This window comes from Saccharopolyspora galaxeae, from assembly GCF_016526145.1.
Taxonomy (GTDB): domain Bacteria; phylum Actinomycetota; class Actinomycetes; order Mycobacteriales; family Pseudonocardiaceae; genus Saccharopolyspora_C; species Saccharopolyspora_C galaxeae.
The window spans coordinates 1-14,635 of sequence record NZ_JADDUE010000007.1; the positions used below are offsets into that span (position 1 = coordinate 1).

Below are 14,635 nucleotides of genomic sequence, written 5' to 3' on the forward strand. Positions count from 1 at the left end.
GTGGGTATAGCGGAGCGGGGTACGCCCGGTCCCATTCCGAACCCGGAAGCTAAGCCCTCCAGCGCCGATGGTACTGCACTTGTGTGGGTGTGGGAGAGTAGGACACCGCCGACAATACTCGTAAATGGGGAAGGCCCCGGAACCACGGTTCCGGGGCCTTCTGCTGTCCGGGGCCGAGAAACCACAGCCACCGAGGTGGTTTTCGGGGCCTTCGAGGTCGTTCTACCGGGCGGGTTGCTGATCTCGTAGTGTCGCGGCATGGAGCGCGTGCGTTTGCTGGTCGTGCAGCCCTCGGAGATCGACCCCGTCGGGCGGCTCGGCAAGTGGCTCGAAGATGCCGGGGCCGAACTCGACGTGGTGCGGCCGCCGCGGGTCCCGGCGGCAGAGGAACTCGAGCAGTACCAGGGGCTGGTCGTGCTCGGTGGCGAGATGGGAGCCCTCGACGACCCGGATCATCCGTGGTTGGCGGACGTTCGTGCTCTGCTCAGCTCGGCTGTGAGTCGGCGGACCGCGGTGTTGGGAATCTGCCTCGGGGCGCAACTGCTCGCGGTGGCCACCGGTGGACGGGTCGCGGCGCGGCGGGACGGTGCGGAGGTCGGGACCTTGCTGGTCGCGAAACGCGACGCGGCGGCCGACGACTCGTTGCTCGGTGACTTGCCGTTGACGCCGGACGTCCTGCAGTTCCACAACGACGAGGTTGTGCGGTTGCCGCCGTCCGCGCAGTTGCTGGCGTCTTCGCCGAGTTCGGACAACCAGGCGTTCCGGGTCGGCCCGTGCGCTTACGGCTTTCAATTCCACATCGAGACCGAGCCCGATACCGTGCTGGACTGGGCGCGGCGGATGCCGGAAGCTGCCGAGCGCGCGCGTGCGGGGCAGTTGGATCCGGAGCACTTGGCGGCGTTCCACGATGATCTCGCGGAAAGCTGGGCGCCGGTGGCCGAGCGGTTCGTGCAATTGGCCGCGGCTCCGCCGGAGCAGCGCAATCCGACCCGCTCGTTGCCGTTGGCGTGATCTTCGAGTCGGTCGGGTGCCTGCTTTTCGCCGGGTCGGGCTACGGTGCGAAGTATGAGCAACGGCAGCTCGTCCCGGTCCGGTTCGGCTCCATCCCCGGCTCGGTACGGCTTCAGCGATGCCGTCCGGGCCGAAGAGCAGCTGCGCGCGATCGGCTGGTGGACGGACTCCGGGCCGGTCGCAACCTACGAGCGAGCCGTAGCGGCGCTGTCCCGTGCGGCTGATCCGGACCTGGCGCTGCATTCAATCGACCGCTTCCGAGAAGCCGCCGAATCCGAGTGGGCGCAGCTCGGCGACGAACTCGCGTCCGACGTGCGGCTGCGCGGTGGATTGCTCGGCGTGCTCGGAACGTCGGCGGCGTTCGCCGATCACCTCGTCGCGCACCCGGAGGATTGGCGGCGGCTGCGCAGTTCCGCCAATACAGCGGCACGCGAAGTGGAGGCGTGCACTGCGGAACTCCTCGCGCCGGTCCGGTTCGGGGACAGCACGCTGACCGGCCGGGACGCGGTCATCGCTCTGGGAGCCGGCTATCGCGGGCTGTTGTTGGAAATCGCCGCGCGGGACCTGGCGGGCGCCGTGGAACCGGAGCTCGAGTCGGCCGCGTTCGAGCAGGTCGCTGCGTCGTTGTCGGATGTCGCAGTGGCCGCGTTGCGGGCGGCGCTGGTGGTCGCCGAGGCCGAACTCGCCGGAGGAGAAGGCAGCGACGCCGCGGAGCGCCTCGCCGTGATCGCGATGGGCAAGACCGGTGGGCACGAGCTGAACTACGTCAGCGACGTCGACGTGGTGTTCGTGGCCGAATCCGAAGCCGACCTGGCGGGCGCGGGCAAGCTCGCGAGCATGATGATGCGGGTGGCCGGATCGGCGTTCTTCGAAGTCGACGCGGCACTTCGGCCGGAGGGCAAGGCGGGTGCGCTGGTGCGCACGCTCGACGGTCACGTGAACTACTACCGGCGCTGGGCGCGGACCTGGGAGTTCCAGGCGCTGCTGAAAGCCCGCCCGGTGGCAGGCAATGCCGACCTCGGCAGGCGCTATCTCGAGGCGGTGCGGCCGTTCGTGTGGACCGCCGCCGAGCGCGAAGACTTCGTCGCGGACGTTCGCTCGATGCGCCGGCGGGTGGAGGACCACGTTCCCGCGGAGTTGTCCGAGCGCGAACTCAAACTGGGACCCGGTGGTTTGCGCGATGTCGAGTTCGCCGTGCAGCTGCTGCAGATGGTGCACGGGCGCAGCGACGAGGACCTGCGCAGTCCGATCACCGTGGAAGCCTTGCGCGATCTTGGCGAGGGCGGCTACGTGGCCCGCGCCGACGCGGCGGACCTCGTCGAGTCCTACGGCTTCCTGCGCACGTTGGAGCACCGGTTGCAGTTGCGCAGGCTCCGGCGCACGCACCTGTTCCCGGCGATGGACGACAAGGACGAGCTGCACTTCCTCGCGCGCTCGGCGGGGTTGCGCTCCAGCGGCAGGCGCAGTGCCGGTGACGTCCTGGTCGCCGAGTACCGCAGGCACAGCAACCGGGTCCGCCGACTGCACGAGAAGCTGTTCTACCGCCCGCTGCTGGAGGCGGTGGCGAAGGTCCCGACGGACATGCTGCGGCTGACCACCGGCGCGGCAGTGCAACGGCTGGCCGCGCTCGGCTACACCTCGCCGGAAGGGGCGCTGCGGCACATCGAGGCGTTGACCGCTGGGGTTTCCCGCCGGGCGCACATCCAGGGTGCGCTGCTGCCGATGTTGCTGGACCTGCTCGCGGGGACCCCGGATCCGGACGGTGGTCTGCTGGCATACCGGAAGGTGTCCGAGGCGCTGGCCGAAACGCCCTGGTATCTGCGGCTGCTGCGGGATGAGGGCGTGGTCGTGGAACGGCTCGCGCTGCTGCTGGGCACGTCCAAGCTGGTGCCGGAGCTGCTGGTGCGCGCGCCGGAGGTGCTGCGGCTGCTTTCGGACACCCCGGCGCTGGCCGAGCGCGATCCGAAGGCGGTCGCGGTTTCGCTGCGCAGTGCGGTCGGGCGGCATGCCGAACCGGAGCGAGCGGTCTCCGCGGCACGCTCCCTGCGCAGGCACGAGCTGCTGCGCATCGCGTGCGCTGACCTGCTAGGGCTGATGCCGCCGACCGATGTCTTCCGGGCCTTGTCCAGCGTGTGGGTCGCGGTGCTGGAAGCCGCACTGGACACCTCCATCCGCGAGATCGGAGGACGCGCGGAGTGGCAGACAGTGCCCGCGCGGATCGCGGTGATCGGCATGGGGCGGCTGGGCGGTGCCGAACTCGGGTACGGCTCGGACGCGGACGTGATGTTCGTGTGCGAACCGGTCGAGGGTGTGCAGGACACGACCGCGGTGCGGTTCGCGACCGCGGTCGTGGAGCACGTGCGGCGGCTGCTGGGCGCACCCAGCCAGGACCCGCCGCTGGAGGTGGACATCGACCTGCGTCCGGAGGGGCGCAGCGGCGCGCTGGTGCGGACGTTGGATTCCTACCTGACCTACTACCGGCGCTGGGCACAGGCTTGGGAGGCGCAAGCGCTGCTGCGCGCCCGGCCGGTGGCCGGCGATCCGCAACTCGGCGAGGCGTTCTGCGGCGCGATCGACCCGATCCGCTATCCGGAGGGCGGCCTGGACGATGCGAAGGTCCGGGAAATCCGCCGGATCAAGGCCCGGGTGGATTCGGAGCGATTGCCGCGCGGGGCGGATCCGGCCACGCACACCAAACTCGGCCGCGGCGGCCTCGCCGACGTGGAGTGGACGGTGCAGCTGTTGCAGCTGCGGCACGCCCACCAGCACCCGGAGCTGCGCACGACTTCCACTGTGGACGGAATCGCGGCTGCGGTGAAGGCCGGGGTGCTGTCCGGGGACGACGCGGAGCAGCTGATCGAAGCGTGGACGCTGGCGATGCGCTCGCGCAACGCGGTGATGCTGGTGCGCGGCAAACCCGGGGACCAGCTTCCCAAGCAGGCCAGGGAACTGGCCGCGTTGGCGGCGGCGCTGGGCTACCCGGCGAGCGTGGACACCGGTGAAGTGCTCGACGACTACCTGCGGGTCACCCGGCACGCCCGTGCCGTCGTGGAGCGGGTGTTCTACGAGGACTGAGCCCGGTGTGCCGCTGCTGCCCGAGGGGTAGTCCGTGGGCCGGAATGCCGACTGATCAACTGTCGTTGGACGAGGTATGAAGGCTGTTTCGCTCACCGAGTTCGGTGACCCCGACGTGCTGTCCGTGCAAGAGCTTCCCGACCCGCTGGTGGGCCCCGATTTCGTGCTGGTGCAGGTGCGTGCGGCCGGGGTGAACCCGGTCGACTGGAAGATCCGCCGCGGCTATCTGCAGGGCGTGCTGCCGCATCACACGCCGTTGATCCCCGGTTGGGACGTGGCCGGTGTGGTCAAAGCGGTCGGCCCTGCCGTGACGGGCTACCAAGTCGGTGACGAGGTCGTCGCCTACGCCCGCGAGGACCACGTGCAGAACGGCACCTACGCCGAGCTGGTCGCGGTGCCGGAGCGTGCGCTGGCGCGCAAGTCCCGCGCGCAGTCCTTCGAGCAGGCTGCCGGGCTTCCGCTGGCCGGGCTGACGGCGTTGCAACTGCTCAACGCGGTCGAGGTGGGTGAAGGCGACACCGTGCTGGTGCACGCCGCGTCCGGCGGCGTCGGGCACTTGGCCGTGCAGATCGCACAGGCACTGGGTGCGGCTCGCGTGCTCGGTACCGCGTCCGAACGCAACCACGACTACCTGCGTGAACTCGGCGCCGAGCCGGTGACCTACGGCGAGGGGCTTCCCGAGCGGGTCGCCGAGCTGGTCGGCGGGGACGGAACCGTCGACGCCGCGGTGGACTTCATCGGCGGTGCGGCCCTGGAGGTTTCGCCGCGGCTGGTGCGCGACCCGGCGCGGCACGGTTCGGTCGTGGACACCGAGGTGCTGAACCAGGGCGGGCGTTACGTGTTCGTGCGCCCGGACACGAGTCAGCTCAATTGGCTCGGCGAGCTGGTCGACACCGGGCGGCTGCGGGTGGACCTGCAGCAGACCTTCCCGCTGGAGCAGGCCGTTAAGGCGCACGAGCTGCTGGAGGAAGGGCACGTGCGCGGCAAGCTCGTGCTCACCGTCGGCTGAGCTCCGGTTGCGCGGCAGGCCGCCGGAGTTTCGCGGTCGATGCCGCGCGGCTGATCTCCGCAGGCCTCCGGTCGGGCGATGATCTCCCGGTTGGTCGCGCTGTCGCCGACCGACCGGGAGATCATCGCTGGGGGTCGATTCACCGTGCGAACGGGTCGCTGCCCGATATTCGCGTCCACAATGGGCAGTTGTGCGGCTTTCGCCGTGCTCGGTGCCGGTGTTTCCGGTGGCGGTCTGTTCGGCGAGTCTCGCCGGTTCTGGATTTCGGCTGCCGCGCCGCCCGTTCGGCAGCGGTTCGCCGCATATTCGCGATTATTCTCAGCGGGTGTCGCCGCAGCCGCGGCTGAATTCGTCCGCGGTGCGAAGGCTCCGCAATTCACACGGCCGATGCCCTTGCTGCACGTGCAAATGCATTGTTGTGCGTTTTGCACAACGCTGCGCACGCCCGGCGCCGACGAATTTCGCCGAACCGGCGGGCCGCCGGTCCGGTTCGTGGTATGCGCACTGCAGACCGCCGCTCGGCGGCCGGCGCGCGGGAAAGTGGCGAATCGGTTGCTCCGTGGAGACCACCGCGAAAGTCCAATGCTCCCGGCGATTGGCAATCACCGCGGGTTTTCCGCGAATACTGCCCGTTCGGAGGTCTGCTCGCCGCTATCCTGGCGGTAACCTGCTGCGCACCGCGAAAGGGTGCGCGCACGAACCGGCGGCCGCGCGGTCCGAATAGGAGTGCATGGTGTCCGAGGACTTCGAATTACTCGTCGATCGGCAGGCGCTTTCCGGCGCCGGCCCGCTGTGGATGCCCACGTTGAATTGCCTGTACTGGGTGGACGTCCTGCGCAGAGAACTGCACACCTACCACCGGGATTCCGAGGTGGACGAGGTGCAAGTCCTGCCGGGAGTCGTCACGGCGCTGGCCGCCACCCGCAACGGCCAGCTCATCGCGGCCGCCGATCGCGGGTTCGCCCGGTTGTTCCCGGGCCGGGCGGCGCTGGAACCCATCGCGGGCGTGCAGGCGGGCGACCGGATGAGCGCAGGCGCCTGCGATCCGGCGGGCAGATTCGTGGCGGGCACGCTCACGCACAGCCGGGAGGCCAAGCGCAGCGCGCTGTACGTGCTGGACGGCACCCGGGCCAGAGTGCTCGTCGACGGCCTCACCCGCTCCGGCGGCATCGGCTGGAGCCCGAGCGGGACGACGATGTACGTCGTCGACACGGTCGCCCGCGTGATCTGGGCGTTCGACTACGACGTGGAAGGCGGCCGGGCAGGCCGGGGCCGCCGCTGGGTGGTGTGCGCCGAGTCCGAAGGCCATCCGGACGGGCTGGCGATGGACAGCGCGGGCGGCGTCTGGGTCGCCATGCGCGGCAGCGGGCGCATCCACCGCTACGCGTCGAGCGGTGATCTGGAGACCGTGCTGTGGGCACCGACGCGGCGCATCACCGGCTTGGCGTTCGGCGGGCGGCGGCTGGACGAGATGTACGTGACCTCGGCGTGTTCCGGCTACGACGAACGCGCGCTGGTGGCGGACCCGTACGCGGGCGCGCTGTTCCGCTTCCGCCCCGGATCGGCGGGCGGCCAGCCGGTGCCGTGGAACGGCACGTGAGCGGGGAAGCCCGCAGACGAGCCGCGAGGCCCGGAACGCGAAACGGGCCGGGAAGGACTCGGTCCCTCCCGGCCCGCGGCAGCGGTGGTTCGATCACACGTCGAAGTAGAGCGCGAACTCGTGCGGGTGCGGACGCAGCCGGATCGGGTCGATCTCGGTCTCGCGCTTCAGCGAGATCCAGGTCTCGATCAGGTCCGGGGTGAACACACCGCCTTCGAGCAGGTACTCGTGGTCGGCCTCGAGGTTGTCGATGACCTGCGCCAGGTTGTCCGGCACCTGCGGGACGCCCTTGGCCTCCTCGGGCGGCAGCTCGTAGAGGTCCTTGTCGATGGGCTCGGCGGGCTCGATCTTGTTCTTGATGCCGTCCAGCCCGGCCATCATCATCGCCGCGAACGCCAGGTACGGGTTGCCGGACGGGTCCGGGCAGCGGAACTCGACGCGCTTGGCCTTCGGGTTGTTGCCGGTGATCGGGATGCGCATGCAGGCGGAGCGGTTGCGCTGCGAGTACACCAGGTTGACCGGCGCCTCGTAGCCCGGCACCAGCCGGTGGTACGAGTTGATCGTCGGGTTGGTGAACGCCAGCAGGCTCGGCGCGTGGTGCAGGATGCCGCCGATGTAGTACCGCGCGGTGTCCGAGAGCCCGGCGTAGCCGGCCTCGTCGTGGAACAGCGGCGCGCCGTCCTTCCACAGCGACATGTGGCTGTGCATCCCGGAGCCGTTGTCACCGAACAGCGGCTTGGGCATGAACGTCGCGGTGCGGCCGTCCTCCCAGGTGGTGTTCTTCACGATGTACTTGAACAGCTGCAGGTCGTCCGCGGCGTGCAGCATCGTGTTGAACTTGTAGTTGATCTCGGCCTGGCCGCCGGTGCCGACCTCGTGGTGCGCCCGCTCGACGGTGAAGCCCGAGTTGGTCAGCTGGGTGGAGATCCGGTCGCGCAGGTCCGCGAAGTGGTCGTACGGCGCGACCGGGAAGTAGCCGCCCTTCATGCGGGTCTTGTAGCCGCGGTTGCCGCCTTCCTCCTCGCGCCCGGTGTTCCACCAGCCCTCGACGGAGTCGACCTCGGCGAAGGTCTTGTTCGGGCCTTCGCCGAACTTCACCGAGTCGAAGATGTAGAACTCGGCCTCGGCGCCGAAGAACGCGGTGTCGGCGATGCCGGACTCGGCCAGGTACTGCTCGGCCTTGCGCGCGATGTTGCGCGGGTCGCGGCTGTAGGGCTCCAGCGTGAACGGGTCGTGCACGAAGAAGTTCAGGATCAGCGTCTTCTCCGCGCGGTACGGGTCGACGCGGGCGGTGTACGGGTCGGGCAGCAGCAACATGTCCGACTCGTGGATCGACTGAAAACCTCGGACCGAGGAGCCGTCGAAGGCCAGCCCTTCGGTGAAGGTGTCCTGGTCGAAGGCCGCGGCGGGGACCGTGAAGTGCTGCATGACGCCCGGCAGGTCGCAGAACCGGACATCGATGTACTTCACGTCCTCGTCGGAGATGAAGCGCAGGACCTCGTCTGGATTCTTGAACACCCTCGATGGCTCCTTAACGCATCTGGTGAACTGCTCACCGGCGGGCGTTCGTCGAGCTCACCGGCTCGATGCCCACGTTATGCCGCCGGTGTTGCCCGGTCATCACCCCGATGTTTCGCGGCTGTTAACGACCCGCCGAACGGGTGAGCGCGACTGCGGAGGGCGGCCGCCGACCGGCTCCGTGCGGGCGGCCGTAGGCTTGCGGGGTGACCGAAGAGACCGCATCCGGACCCGGAGTGAGCAGCGTGGACGACGAGCGCGGCCCGGACTCGACGCAGCAGCGGCGCTGGCCGGGCGAGCGGCTGGGCCTGCCGGAGAGCGGGACCGGCTCGGTCGCCGGTGGTGGCCGCAGGCTGCTCGGCTTCCTCGTGGACATCGTGCTGGCCGCGCTGGTCGCGGGCCTGTTCACCGTTCCCGAACCGCCCGGCAACTGGAGTCTGCTGACCTGGTTCGTGATCACGGCGCTGCCGGTGGCGGTCTTCGGCTTCACGCCGGGGATGTTGCTGGCCGGTATCTGGGTGGCGCGGCTGGGCGGCGCGAACTCGGTGGGGTTGTGGCGCGCGATCGTGCGGTGCGCGTTGACGGCGTTCCTGGTTCCCGCGGTGATCCGCAACCGGGACGGGCGGACGTGGCTGGATCGGCTCACCGGGACGGTCGTGGTGCGCCGCTGAGCGCTGTTCGCGCGGTTCCGTCCGGAGCGAACGGACCGTTGGTCCGAAAAGATCGAGCGAACGGACCGTTCACTCGGAGCTCCGAGCACGCGCGGACATCATCCGCCGGGAGCGCCCGGCCGTGGAGCGAGCGGGCCACTCGACCGGTCTGTCGGGGCGAACCGGTCCGCTCACCCGGGTCGGGTCAGCGGCGGCGCGAGGCGCGCTGCACGTTGCGCATCTTGGCGCCCTGCGGCATCGGGCCCTTCGGCATCGAATTGCCCCGGCTCGCCAGCGCGGAGAGCCGGTTCTCCAGCGAGTCGACCTGGCCGGAGTTGATGTTGCGCGGCAGCTTCATCAGGTGCGTCTGCAGCTTGCGCAGCGGGACCTGGCCCTCCTCGGTGCCGATGACGACCTCGTAGATCGGCGTTTCCCCGACCAGCCGGGACACCCGCTTCTTCTCCTGCGCCAGCAGCGACTTCACCCGGTGCTGCGCGCCCTCGCCGACCAGCACGATGCCGGGGCGGCCGATCACCCGGTGCACCGCGTCCAGCTGCGCGGTGCCCGCCACCGCCTGCGACACCTTCCAGTTGCCGCGCAGGTTGTCCAGCGCCCACCCGGCCGCGCCGGGCTGGCCGTCGGCCTTGCGGTAGACGGTCGCCTGCACCCGGCGGCCGAACACGATCACGGCCGCGAGCACGCCGAGCGCGATGCCGACCGGCAGGAACGCCCACTGCATCCCAAAGAAGAAGCCGATCACGAACACCACGACCGCGATCGCCAGGAAGACGCCGATCATCAGCGGCAGCAGCAGCTTGTCCTCGCGGCGCTGCATCTGGAACGCCTGGAAGATCTGCGAGATGCGTCCGCGCAGCGCGTTGCGCCGTTCCTTCGCCGCCGCCTTCTTGGCTGCCTTGTCCTGGTTGGCCATGCGCCCCAGGATACGGCCGCCGTTCAACGCCCGACCAGGGACGTCCGCTGCGGTTCGCGGACGAATTCGCCGTCCGCCCCGCAGGACCGGGACGGACGGCGAGTGCGCTGGTCAGCGGGCCGATCAGCGGGCGAGCAGGGAGCTGGCCTCCTGCGCGGCGGGCTGCGCCTGCGCCAGGTGGGCGAGGTTGTCCGGCAGCGGCATGCCGCGGTGCTGGGTCGCCTTCGCGTACAACCTGCCCGCGCGGTAACTGGAACGCACCAGCGGACCGGCCATCACGCCGGGGAAGCCGATCTCCTCGGCGGCCTTGGTGTGCTCGACGAACTCCTCCGGCTTGACCCAGCGGTCCACCGGGTGGTGCCGGGCGCTGGGCCGCAGGTATTGCGTGATCGTGATGATGTCGCAACCCGCGTCGTGCAGGTCCTGCAGCGCCGGGCGCACCTCCTCCGGCGACTCGCCCATGCCGAGGATGAGGTTCGACTTGGTCACCAGCCCGGCCTCGCGGGCCAGCGTGAGCACCTTCAGCGAACGGTCGTAGCGGAACGCCGGGCGCATCCGCTTGAACACGCTGGGCACCGTCTCCAGGTTGTGCGCGAGCACCTCCGGGCGCGAGGAGAAGACCTCGGCGAGCTGGTCCGGTTCCGCGTTGAAGTCCGGGATCAGCAGCTCGACGCCGGTGCCCGGGTTCAGGTCGTGGATCCGCCGGACCGTCTCGGCGTAGAGCCAGGCCCCGCCGTCGTCGAGATCATCGCGGGCCACCCCGGTCACCGTGGAGTAGCGCAGGCCCATCGCCTGCACCGACTCGGCGACCTTGCGCGGCTCGGTGGTGTCCAGCTCGGCGGGCTTGCCGGTGTCGATCTGGCAGAAGTCGCAACGCCGGGTGCACTGGTCACCGCCGATGAGGAAGGTCGCCTCGCGGTCCTCCCAGCACTCGAAGATGTTGGGGCAGCCCGCCTCCTCGCAGACGGTGTTCAGGCCCTCGCGCTTCACCAGGCCCTTGAGCTCCTGGTACTCCGGACCCATCCGGGCGCGGGTCTTGATCCACGATGGCTTCTTCTCGATGGGAGTCTGGCTGTTGCGCACTTCCAGCCGCAGCAGCTTCCGTCCCTCTGGCGCCACACTCACGGCCGCAAGGATACGCCCTCACCCGTCCGAGACCGAACCCGTCAGCAGTGATCCCGCTCGCCGCGGCTCAGCGCGGGTCGGCGTCGACGCCGGTCAGCTGCTCGGTGGCGGTCCACAAGCGCTCGGCCAGACGGGTGTCCTGCGCCGTCGAAGTGGTCTTCGCGCGGGTGGGGTAGCCGCGGATCTCGGCGAACCCGTCCGGGCCGTAGTAGCTGCCGCTGGTGGCCGCCGGGTCGGTCGCGGCGAACAGCTGGGGCAGCGCCCCCTGCGCGACCGACTGGGTGATCAGGTCGTTGAACGGACGGGCGATGCTGGTCAGCGCATCCGGCAGCGACCGGGCGCGCAGCGAGTTCAACGCCAGTTCGGAACCGCTCATGCCGGGGTGCGCGGCGATGCTGCGCAGGTCCAGTCCCGCGCGCCGGGCCCGGCGGTCGAGCTCGAAGGCGAACAGCAGGTTCGCCAGCTTCGACTGCGAGTAGCCGCGGCTCGGCGAGTAGCGCCTGCGCTGGAAGTTCAGGTCGTCGATGTCCAGCGAGCCGCCACGGTGGGCGATGCTGGACAGCGTCACCACGCGGGCGCCCGGGCGGGCGCGCAGCGCGGGCATCAGCTGCCAGGTCAGCGCCGCGTGCGCGAGGTGGTTGGTGCCGATCTGCAGCTCGAAGCCGTCCTCGGTGCTGCCGCGCGGCGGAGCCATCACGCCGGCGTTGTTCATCAGCACGTCGAGTTCATCACCGGTGCGCTTGCGGATGTCCTCGGCGGCGCGCTGCACGGAGCCGAGATCCGCGAGGTCCAGTTCCACCAGCTCGGGTTCGGCGATGGCGTGCGCGGCGACCAGCCGCTGGGCTTCGCGGCCCTTCTCGGCGTTCCGGCAGGCCATCAGCACGCGGGCGCCGCGGGCGGCGAGAACCTGCGCGCTCTGCAGGCCGAGCCCGGAGTTCGCGCCGGTGACCAGCACCGTCCGGCCGGTCTGCTCGGGGATGTCGGTCGTCGTCCATCGCGCCATGCCCCACTCCTACCCGCCCGGGGCAGTGCTTGAAAGGTGCACCGAGACACGATCTGATCACTCGACGCGACCGCTGCGGCCCGGCTGCTGGTCTTTCAGGGTGGCGGGGCAGTGGTCGCAGCGGCGGGACTCGCCACGCTCCGAACAAGAGGGTGTCCGGCTTCGCGGTGGGCGGCGGATCTCAGAAGCTCGGGATGAGCTTGCGCAGTTGAGAGAGCGGGCGGCGGGACTTGCCCGAAGGTGCGCTGGGCTCGGCGCGCAGCAGGCTCCGGAACGCCTTGCCGACGCGGTTCGTCTCGGAGGCCGGTTCGTGCTGCTCGGCGAGGCCGGCCGACAACGCGAGCATCCGCTGCTCCTGCAGCGCGGCCTGCGCCAGCGCCGGCTCGCCCGCGTGCGCGTCCAGGATCGCCCGCAGCGCGGGGTTGTCCGCGGCGGCGCGCCGCCAGGCGTTCGCGACCGCTTCCACGCGGTCGCCGTGCGGTTCCGCGTCGGCGTCCTGCACGCCCACGTCGATCCGCCCGGTCAGCACCTGCGTCCACTTGTAGTGCAGCGCGCGCAGCAAGTCGGCGCGATCGGCGAAGACCTCATCGGCGCCGGGTACCGCCGTGAGCTCCAGCGGTGCGGACGGGTGCCGCGCGGTGTGCTCGAGGATCGCCCGAATCGTGCGTTGCCGCTGGTGGAAGTCGTCCCAAGTCATGGTTCCTCCAGACCGGATCGCTGTCGTACTCCCGGTGTGCGGCATACCGGGAGTATGTGCCGTCGAAGCTACCAGCGCGGCCATACCGCGGGTATGTTTTATGATTGTGAGTATGGCTACAGCGCGGCCCCGCAGGCTCGAGCACACCGAGAGCACCCGGCAGGCCCTGGTGAATTCCGCCGTCGCGCTGTTCACGAAGAAGGGCTACGGCGGTACCTCGCTGGACGAGATCGCCAAGCGCGCCCGCGTCACCAAGGGCGCGCTCTACCACCACTTCAGCGGCAAGCAGGCGCTGTTCGAGGCGGCCTTCGAGGAGGTCGAGCAGCGCGTCGTGCGGCGGCTGTCGAAGGTGCTGTTCGGCTCCGGCTCCACCTGGGACGCCGTGCGCGCCGGGTTGGACGACTTCATCCAGGTCTGCCTGGAACCCTCGTACCAGCGGATCGTGGTGCACGAGGCGCCCGCGGTGATGGGCTGGGAACGCTGGCGGGAGGCCGAGGAGCGCTACACCTTCGGCGTCATCCGGCAGGCCGTGCAGGCGCTGGTCGAGGCCGGGGAGATCACCCCGCTGCCGGTGGACGCGCTGGCGCACGTGGTGTTCGGGGCGTTGTCGGCGGGCGCGAGCACCATCGCCGGTTCCGCGAAGCAGAAGCAGACCAGCACCGAGGTCGGCCAGGTCGTCGACCGGGTCCTGCGGGGGTTGCGCACGCAGTGACGGTTAGCCTCGGCAGACGTGACCGAATCATTCAAGCTGCGAATCTTCACCGAGCCCCAGCAGGGGGCGAGCTACGACGACCTGCTGCGGGTGGCCCAGGCCACCGAGGCGGCGGGATACGACGCCTTCTTCCGCTCCGACCACTACTTGAAGATGGGGTCGGTCAGCGGTGACCCGGGCCCGACCGACGCATGGGTGACGCTCGGCGCGCTGGCCCGCGAGACTTCTCGGGTGCGGCTGGGCACGCTGATGTCGGCGGGCACGTTCCGGCTGCCGGGGCCGCTGGCGATCGCGGCCGCGCAGGTCGACCAGATGTCCGGTGGCCGGGTCGAGTTCGGCCTCGGCAGCGGCTGGTACGAGCAGGAGCACGCCGCCTACGGCATCCCGTTCCCGGCGCTGCGGGAGCGGTTCGACCGCTACGCCGAGCAGCTGGAGATCATCACCGGGCTGTGGGGCACCCCGGCGGGCGAGACGTTCGACTTCGCCGGGCGGTACTACGAGCTCAGCGACTCGCCTGCGTTGCCGAAGCCGGTGCAGAGCCCGCGGCCGCCGGTGCTCATCGGCGGCGGGGGCAAGAAGCGCACTCCGGAGTTGGCGGCCCGGTTCGCCGACGAGTTCAACCTGCCGTTCGTGGACGTCGACACGGCCGCCGCGCAGTACGAGCGGGTCGACGCGGCCTGCCGCGCGATCGGCCGGGACCCGGGCGAGATCGCGCGCTCCTGCGCGCTGGTGCTCTGCGTCGGCAAGGACGAGGCGGAGATCGCGCGGCGGGCCGCGGCCATCGGCCGGGACGTGGCCGAACTGCGCACCAACGGGCTGGCGGGCACGCCCGCGGAGGCGGTCGACAAGATCGGCGCCTGGCGGGAGCGCACCGGCATCACCCGGCTGTATCTGCAGGTACTCGACCTGACCGACCTGGGCCACATCGACCTGGTCGCCGCCGAGGTCGCCCGGCAGCTGGGCTGAGTCCCCGGTCCGCGGCGGGCGTCGGCCGCGGAGCCGACCGGAGACGTCGGAAGCGGCGGTGAGCAGGACCAGCGCGGGAACCGCGGCCCGCGGGTACGAGCCGCGCTTGTCCTGCTCCACCAAGCCGCAGCCGGTCAGCTTGGTAGAGCTGCCTGGGCGAGCCGAGGCCGACTGCCTCCGGCAACGACGCCGCGGCGCACGCCCCTCCGCGGCGAGCGGTCGCACGACGGCCGCGCGCCGGGTGCCAGCCCTGCGGCCTGGCGAGGTCGGTTCGGCTACCGAAACGGCGGCGCAGGCCGGGGCGGCGGAATCCGCCGACGCCGCTGCGGTGCCGAGCG

12 protein-coding genes and 1 rRNA gene are annotated in these 14,635 nt (G+C 70.4%); 8 read left to right on the forward strand and 5 right to left on the reverse strand.

Annotation, left to right across the window (positions count from 1 at the left end; all coding sequences use genetic code 11):
- The 5 genes from rrf to INP57_RS16685 form a co-directional block, all read left to right on the forward strand.
- Positions 1 to 114 (forward strand): 5S ribosomal RNA (gene rrf / locus INP57_RS16665); the annotation flags it as partial.
- A 144-nt stretch (positions 115 to 258) separates the two neighbouring features.
- The gene (locus INP57_RS16670) at positions 259 to 1,011 is read left to right on the forward strand and encodes a type 1 glutamine amidotransferase (RefSeq protein ID WP_200071175.1); all 753 of its coding nucleotides are present in this window, start codon (positions 259 to 261) and stop codon (positions 1,009 to 1,011) included.
- Positions 1,012 to 1,065: 54 nt separating this feature from the next.
- Positions 1,066 to 4,086 (forward strand): bifunctional [glutamine synthetase] adenylyltransferase/[glutamine synthetase]-adenylyl-L-tyrosine phosphorylase, encoded by a 3,021-nt coding sequence (locus tag INP57_RS16675; protein WP_200071176.1) that lies wholly within the window; start codon positions 1,066 to 1,068, stop codon positions 4,084 to 4,086.
- Between the two features lie 76 nt (positions 4,087 to 4,162).
- Positions 4,163 to 5,095, forward strand: coding sequence for an NADP-dependent oxidoreductase (locus INP57_RS16680; RefSeq protein ID WP_200071177.1), 933 nt, complete (start codon positions 4,163 to 4,165; stop codon positions 5,093 to 5,095).
- A gap of 733 nt (positions 5,096 to 5,828) precedes the next feature.
- Positions 5,829 to 6,695: an SMP-30/gluconolactonase/LRE family protein gene (locus tag INP57_RS16685; RefSeq protein ID WP_200071178.1), complete on the forward strand. Its 867-nt coding sequence runs from the start codon at positions 5,829 to 5,831 to the stop codon at positions 6,693 to 6,695.
- 93 nt (positions 6,696 to 6,788) lie between these two features.
- On the opposite strand, the gene glnA is transcribed toward INP57_RS16685, so the two are convergent.
- On the reverse strand, positions 6,789 to 8,213 hold the full coding sequence (gene glnA / locus INP57_RS16690) for a type I glutamate--ammonia ligase (protein WP_200071179.1): 1,425 nt from the start codon (positions 8,211 to 8,213) through the stop codon (positions 6,789 to 6,791).
- A gap of 206 nt (positions 8,214 to 8,419) precedes the next feature.
- On the opposite strand from glnA, the gene INP57_RS16695 reads away from it, so the two are divergent.
- Positions 8,420 to 8,884: an RDD family protein gene (locus INP57_RS16695; RefSeq protein WP_374220952.1), complete on the forward strand. Its 465-nt coding sequence runs from the start codon at positions 8,420 to 8,422 to the stop codon at positions 8,882 to 8,884.
- A gap of 184 nt (positions 8,885 to 9,068) precedes the next feature.
- On the opposite strand, the gene INP57_RS16700 is transcribed toward INP57_RS16695, so the two are convergent.
- The 4 genes from INP57_RS16700 to INP57_RS16715 form a co-directional block, all read right to left on the reverse strand.
- On the reverse strand, positions 9,069 to 9,794 hold the full coding sequence (locus INP57_RS16700; RefSeq protein ID WP_200071180.1) for a DUF4191 domain-containing protein: 726 nt from the start codon (positions 9,792 to 9,794) through the stop codon (positions 9,069 to 9,071).
- A 123-nt stretch (positions 9,795 to 9,917) separates the two neighbouring features.
- The gene (gene lipA / locus INP57_RS16705) at positions 9,918 to 10,919 is read right to left on the reverse strand and encodes a lipoyl synthase (protein ID WP_200071181.1); all 1,002 of its coding nucleotides are present in this window, start codon (positions 10,917 to 10,919) and stop codon (positions 9,918 to 9,920) included.
- 67 nt (positions 10,920 to 10,986) lie between these two features.
- Positions 10,987 to 11,922 carry an oxidoreductase gene (locus INP57_RS16710; RefSeq protein WP_200071182.1) on the reverse strand — a complete coding sequence of 312 codons (936 nt, stop codon included), beginning with the start codon at positions 11,920 to 11,922 and terminating at the stop codon, positions 10,987 to 10,989.
- Between the two features lie 181 nt (positions 11,923 to 12,103).
- Positions 12,104 to 12,619 (reverse strand): hypothetical protein, encoded by a 516-nt coding sequence (locus INP57_RS16715; RefSeq protein ID WP_200071183.1) that lies wholly within the window; start codon positions 12,617 to 12,619, stop codon positions 12,104 to 12,106.
- A gap of 112 nt (positions 12,620 to 12,731) precedes the next feature.
- Here INP57_RS16715 and INP57_RS16720 point away from each other — a divergent pair, with 112 nt between their 5' ends.
- Positions 12,732 to 13,331, forward strand: a complete 600-nt coding sequence (locus INP57_RS16720; protein ID WP_200071184.1) for a TetR/AcrR family transcriptional regulator — start codon at positions 12,732 to 12,734, stop codon at positions 13,329 to 13,331.
- Positions 13,332 to 13,349: 18 nt separating this feature from the next.
- Entirely contained in the window at positions 13,350 to 14,297 is a 948-nt protein-coding gene (locus INP57_RS16725) for an LLM class F420-dependent oxidoreductase (RefSeq protein ID WP_200071185.1), read from the forward strand.
- Positions 14,298 to 14,635: the final 338 nt, after the last annotated feature.

Coding starts and splice junctions, on each gene's coding strand:
- INP57_RS16675 (WP_200071176.1), top strand. CDS start 1,066: ATGAGCAACGGCAGCTCGTCCCGGTCCGGTTCGGCTCCATCCCCGGCT.
- INP57_RS16670 (WP_200071175.1), top strand. CDS start 259: ATGGAGCGCGTGCGTTTGCTGGTCGTGCAGCCCTCGGAGATCGACCCC.
- INP57_RS16715 (WP_200071183.1), bottom strand. CDS start 12,619: ATGACTTGGGACGACTTCCACCAGCGGCAACGCACGATTCGGGCGATC.
- INP57_RS16700 (WP_200071180.1), bottom strand. CDS start 9,794: ATGGCCAACCAGGACAAGGCAGCCAAGAAGGCGGCGGCGAAGGAACGG.
- INP57_RS16720 (WP_200071184.1), top strand. CDS start 12,732: ATGGCTACAGCGCGGCCCCGCAGGCTCGAGCACACCGAGAGCACCCGG.
- INP57_RS16680 (WP_200071177.1), top strand. CDS start 4,163: ATGAAGGCTGTTTCGCTCACCGAGTTCGGTGACCCCGACGTGCTGTCC.
- INP57_RS16710 (WP_200071182.1), bottom strand. CDS start 11,922: ATGGCGCGATGGACGACGACCGACATCCCCGAGCAGACCGGCCGGACG.